General features: G+C 64.0%; 5 protein-coding genes. All 5 read right to left on the bottom strand.

Annotated elements, in window-relative coordinates:
- Positions 1-580, bottom strand: a 580-nt coding sequence (gene rdgB / locus ABDW57_RS28110) for an RdgB/HAM1 family non-canonical purine NTP pyrophosphatase (protein WP_343733441.1), incomplete at its 3' end; no start/stop codon positions are given.
- 52 nt (positions 581-632) lie between these two features.
- A complete protein-coding gene (locus ABDW57_RS28105) occupies positions 633-1,691 on the bottom strand; it encodes a substrate-binding domain-containing protein (RefSeq protein ID WP_343733440.1) in 1,059 nt (352 codons plus the stop codon).
- Positions 1,692-1,887: 196 nt separating this feature from the next.
- Positions 1,888-2,622, bottom strand: a complete 735-nt coding sequence (rph, locus tag ABDW57_RS28100) for a ribonuclease PH (RefSeq protein WP_343733439.1) — start codon at positions 2,620-2,622, stop codon at positions 1,888-1,890.
- 10 nt (positions 2,623-2,632) lie between these two features.
- Positions 2,633-3,583 carry a PP2C family serine/threonine-protein phosphatase gene (locus ABDW57_RS28095; protein WP_343733438.1) on the bottom strand — a complete coding sequence of 317 codons (951 nt, stop codon included), beginning with the start codon at positions 3,581-3,583 and terminating at the stop codon, positions 2,633-2,635.
- Positions 3,584-3,600: 17 nt separating this feature from the next.
- Positions 3,601-4,599, bottom strand: coding sequence for a serine/threonine-protein kinase (locus ABDW57_RS28090; RefSeq protein ID WP_343733437.1), 999 nt, complete (start codon positions 4,597-4,599; stop codon positions 3,601-3,603).
- Between the last annotated feature and the right edge of the window lie 98 nt (positions 4,600-4,697).

Raw genomic sequence — 4,697 nt, 5'->3', positions numbered from 1 at the left:
TCAGCTTCTCTACCAATGCACGCAGGGCCTGGCCGCGGTGCGACAAGGCGTTTTTCTCTTCCGGCGCCAGCTCGGCCGCGCATTTGCCCAGCGATGGAATGAAGAAGTAAGGATCGTAGCCAAAGCCACCCTCGCCGCGCGGCGTATCAACCATCACGCCATTCCAGCGGCCATCGGCAATGATGGGTTGCGGATCGTCGGCATGGCGCACGAACACCAGCACGCAGTAGTAGTATGCGGACTTGTCTTCATGTTGCGCCAGCTCGGCAATCATCTTTTCGTTGTTGCGCGCGTCCGATTTCGGCTCGCCGGCAAAGCGCGCCGAGTACACGCCCGGCGCACCGCCCAGCGCATTGACGCAAACGCCGGAATCGTCCGCCAGCGCCGGCAGGCCGGTCAGGCGCGATGCGTGGCGTGCCTTCTGCAATGCATTTTCGACAAACGTGTGAAAAGGTTCATCCGCTTCGGGCACATTGTATTCGCCCTGGGCGTGGACGGAAAAGCCCACGGTGGCCAGCAGTTCGTTGAACTCCTTCAGTTTGCCCTTGTTGTTGGAGGCGAGGATCAGGCGTTGGGTCATGATAGATCGGCTAGGGAAGGCAAAGAAGCCGACATTGTAACGCTTGCCGGTGCTAGTCCGCTTTCGCCGGGCGGATCTGCCAGATCTGACGGTACGCCTGGCGGTACGGGATATTGATCTCGATGTCGGCGCCACGCAGCCCCGCCAGGAAAGGCTGAGTCACCATGATCGGCTCGCTCACATAACCGCTGGGCGGCTGGCCGGCGAAGGCGCGGTTGAATTCATCGGCAATCTGCCAGCCCTGCAGCCCGGTGGGCTCGGCCACGGTGGCCGTCTGCTGCGACATGCCGGAGCCGATGCGGCTGATCGCCACCGCCGAGCCATCGCCGGCGGCCACATTGCGGATATCGCCACGCCGCTGCGACACCAGCGCAACATTCATCGCATCGAAATAGGCGTCGTTGACGGCCAGGTTGTGGGTCCACGCCTTGCCGTGCTGGCGATTCAGGCGGGTCACCGCGTCCGGCACCGTGCTGCGCGCCTGCTCGATGCGGATATTTTCCATCGCCAGCAGCTTGCACTGGGCGCATTTGGCCAGGATCTGCGCCATGCGTTCCGACTTCAGGTTCGCGATCGGGAAGCGGTTATCGTTGAAGATCACCGCGCCGACCGGTCCGGTGGCGCTGTGAATGACAAATTCGGCAGCCATCCGCGCCACCTCGTCCGGCGCGGTGCTGACATTGGTGAACAGTGATTTGGCCGGTCCCGGCAACGCGGCAGCGTGCCAGCCCACCAGCACCACGCCGGCCTGCCCGGCCCGCGCCAGCTCGGACGCCACCACCTCGACATCAAAACCGCCGATGACTATGCCGTCGCGACGCTGGGCCACCGCATTGCGGAAGCTGGCGCGTATGGTGTTGTGATCGGCGCGGCCGTCCACCAGCTCCAGCTGCCAGCCCAGTTCCCTGGCGGCAGTGAACAGGCCACGATAGGCGGCAGTGATGCCGCCGTTGCGCAAGTCGTAAGAAATGAAGGTGATGTGCTTGCCGGCCTGCGCCACCGGGCCGGCGCCCGGGCCGACCCATGACGCGGCGCCGGCAAGCTGCCACGGCGCCAGCGCCAGCAGCAATGCCATGCGCGCAGCCAGTTTGCGGATGTGGGGGGCGCTCATGGGATCCGCATGAAGAGCCGGAAGTCCTGGTCGTGGGACTTCGGAATGAAGACGATGGTCAGATCCCGGGCAAACACCGGGCACATCAAAAACATGATGCACACCAGCGGGAGCGTCATCCATTTTTTCATAGTGTTCCGATTGTATGCCCTTTTCCGGCCCGGCTCAACGCGGCCGGCCGGATGGGATCAGGCGATCACGCGGTCAGGCCGAGGGTCTGCTTTTGCAGCTTGATCAGGTCGGCGATGCCGGCCTGCGCCAGATCCAGCAGGCGGTTCATGCCGGCGCGGTCGAAGGCGGCGCCTTCGGCGGTGCCCTGCACTTCGATGAAGTGGCCGGCGTCGGTCATCACCACGTTCATGTCGGTGTCGCAGCCCGAGTCTTCCACGTAGTCCAGGTCCAGCACCGGCGTGCCCTGGTAGACGCCGACCGAAATCGCCGCCACGAAGTGCTTGAGCGGAATCGCCGGAATCAGGCCGCGCGCGGCCAGCTTGGCGAACGCATCGTACGCCGCCACCATGGCGCCGGTGATGGAGGCGGTGCGGGTGCCGCCATCAGCCTGGATCACGTCGCAGTCCAGATGCAGGGTGCGCTCGCCAAATGCCTCCAGGTCGAAGGCGGCGCGCAGCGAGCGGCCGATCAGGCGCTGGATCTCCTGCGTGCGGCCGGACTGCTTGCCCTTGGCCGCTTCGCGGTCCATGCGGCTGTGGGTGGAGCGCGGCAACATGCCGTATTCGGCGGTCAGCCAGCCCTGGCCTTTGCCCTTCAGGAAGCCCGGCACTTTTTCCTCGATGCTGGCGGTGCAAATCACTTTGGTGTCGCCGCACTCGATCAGTACCGAACCTTCGGCGTGCCTGGTGTAGTCGCGGGTCAGGCGCAGGGTGCGCAGCGCATCAACGGCACGGCCGCTCGGGCGGATTACTTCGGTCATTCTGTTTTCCTTATTTGAGGATTTGGGAGGATTTTTCGATCGCACCACGGATTTCCGCGATGGCTTTTTCAATTTCATCGTCGTCGAAGGCGTCCACTTCGGCCGCCGCGCCATCCAGCGCCGGCAGCGGCGTGTCGCGGATGGTGGTGCTGTGCAGGTCTTCCGGCAGCGCCTCGGTCGAGATGATGGTGGAGGCCAGCGGGTCCATGCTGTCCACCACCGAACTGCCCTGCCACATGATGGCCAGGGCGGTGACGTTGTCGCTGCCATCGCCGGCCGCGCGCAACGCGGCCTGCAGCATGTCCGGCACGGCGCGCACCACGGTTTGCGCCTGCAGGCGCCGCACCAGTTCATCGTCCGGCAGCATAGACCACAAACCGTCGGAACACAACAGCATGACGTCGCCCGGCAGCAGGCCGGCGCCAGCGCCCACTTCCACCTTGGGCGGGGTGTCGGCGCCCAGGCAATTCCACAGCTTGTTGCGGTCCGGATGGGTGGCGCGCTCGGACGGCAGCGCCAGTCCCTTGGCGATCAGGTTCTCCACATGCGAATGGTCACGCGTGCGGCCCAGGATCTGGCTGCCGCGCATCCAGTACAGGCGCGAGTCGCCGCAATGCGCCCAGGTGGCGGTGTTGTGCTGGATCAGGCAGGCCACGATGGTGGTGCGCGGCGTTTCCGGCAACTGGTGGGTGTGGCGGTACTGGTGAATGTCGCGGTGTGCGGCCTGCAAGGCTTCCTCCAGAAAGCGCTGCGGCTTTTTCACGTAGGGCTGGGCCTGCTGTTGAAACAGGGTGGAGATGGTTTGCAGCGCCACGCTGGCGGCAATTTCGCCGCGCAGGTGGCCCCCCATGCCGTCGGCCAGCACCAGCAGCAGCGCGTCGCGCGTGAAGCTGTAGCCCATGCGGTCCTGGTTGACCTTGCGGCCGCCGATATGACTTTCCTGGTACACGGAGAATTGCATGGTCGGTCCTTGTCGCATCACACCAGGGTATCGGGACCGGCCTTGGCGCGCGCCGCGCCGCCACCGCCCAGCCGCCCCACCAGTCCGCGCAGCCTGTCGATCACGCCTTGCGGCGGCGCGGCCGGCGCGGTTTCCGGCGGCTTCGATTGCAGCACCTTCTGCACGGCGAACAGGCTTTGCGGCCGCGCCAGCGGATCGATCTGCAGGCACCAGCGCACCAGCTGCACCAGCTCGGGCGAATACTGGCCTTCCAGTTTTTCAAAGTGGCCGGCCATCTTGTCCGCGCTCTTGCGCTGGTCGGCCGGTTGCGGCGGCGAGCCCACCATGCAGGCGAACATCGAGGCGCCGATGCTGTAGATATCGGTCCACGGCCCCATGCCGGTCTTGGCGTACAGCTCGGGCGGGGCGAAGCCAGGAGTGTACATCGGCGTCAGGGTCGGCATGTCGGTGTTGACGGTCTGGCGCGCGGCGCCGAAGTCCAGCAGCATCGGCGTGCCGTCGGTGCGCAGATAAATATTGGCCGGCTTCAGGTCGAGGTGCAGCAGCTTGTTGGCGTGGACTTCACGCAGGCCTTTCACCACCTGGGTGAAAATGGTGCGGATAAAAAGTTCACCTACTTTAACGCCCTTGGCGCGCTGGCGCTGGATATGCTCCTGCAGCGAGTGGCCGGACTCGTAGGCCATCACCATATAAACGGTTTCGTGCGCGCGGAAGAAGTTGAGCACGCTGACGACGTTGGGATGGGAGATGCGGGCCAGTGCCCGGCCTTCCTCGAAGAAGCACTTGAGGCCGATGCGGAACACCGGCAGATTGGCCTTGGAGACAGCCGGAACCAGTTCGCCCTCCTGCCGCAGCGCCAAAGAACTGGGCAAATATTCCTTGATGGCGACCGCCACGCCTTCGCTATCGTACGCGAGGTAAACAATACTGAACCCACCGGACGCAATTTTCTTTACAATGCGATATCCAGCAATTTCCAGACCATCAGGTAGGGGGGCGTTGTTCTGTGCGGCCATAAGGTTCCTCGCCTCGACAACCGGATTGTGTGGATAAATCACTGTTTTGTAAAGATTAAATCGGGGATATCCATTGAGCATTTCCAGCATGACGGGCT

This window comes from Duganella sp., assembly GCF_039595735.1.
Lineage (GTDB): Bacteria > Pseudomonadota > Gammaproteobacteria > Burkholderiales > Burkholderiaceae_D > Rugamonas.
The sequence above is the reverse complement of the archived record's forward strand: the minus strand, read 5'-3'. Positions and strand labels throughout refer to the sequence as shown.

Coding starts and splice junctions, on each gene's coding strand:
- ABDW57_RS28090 (WP_343733437.1), bottom strand. CDS start 4,599: ATGGCCGCACAGAACAACGCCCCCCTACCTGATGGTCTGGAAATTGCT.
- ABDW57_RS28095 (WP_343733438.1), bottom strand. CDS start 3,583: ATGCAATTCTCCGTGTACCAGGAAAGTCATATCGGCGGCCGCAAGGTC.
- rph (WP_343733439.1), bottom strand. CDS start 2,622: ATGACCGAAGTAATCCGCCCGAGCGGCCGTGCCGTTGATGCGCTGCGC.
- ABDW57_RS28105 (WP_343733440.1), bottom strand. CDS start 1,691: ATGAGCGCCCCCCACATCCGCAAACTGGCTGCGCGCATGGCATTGCTG.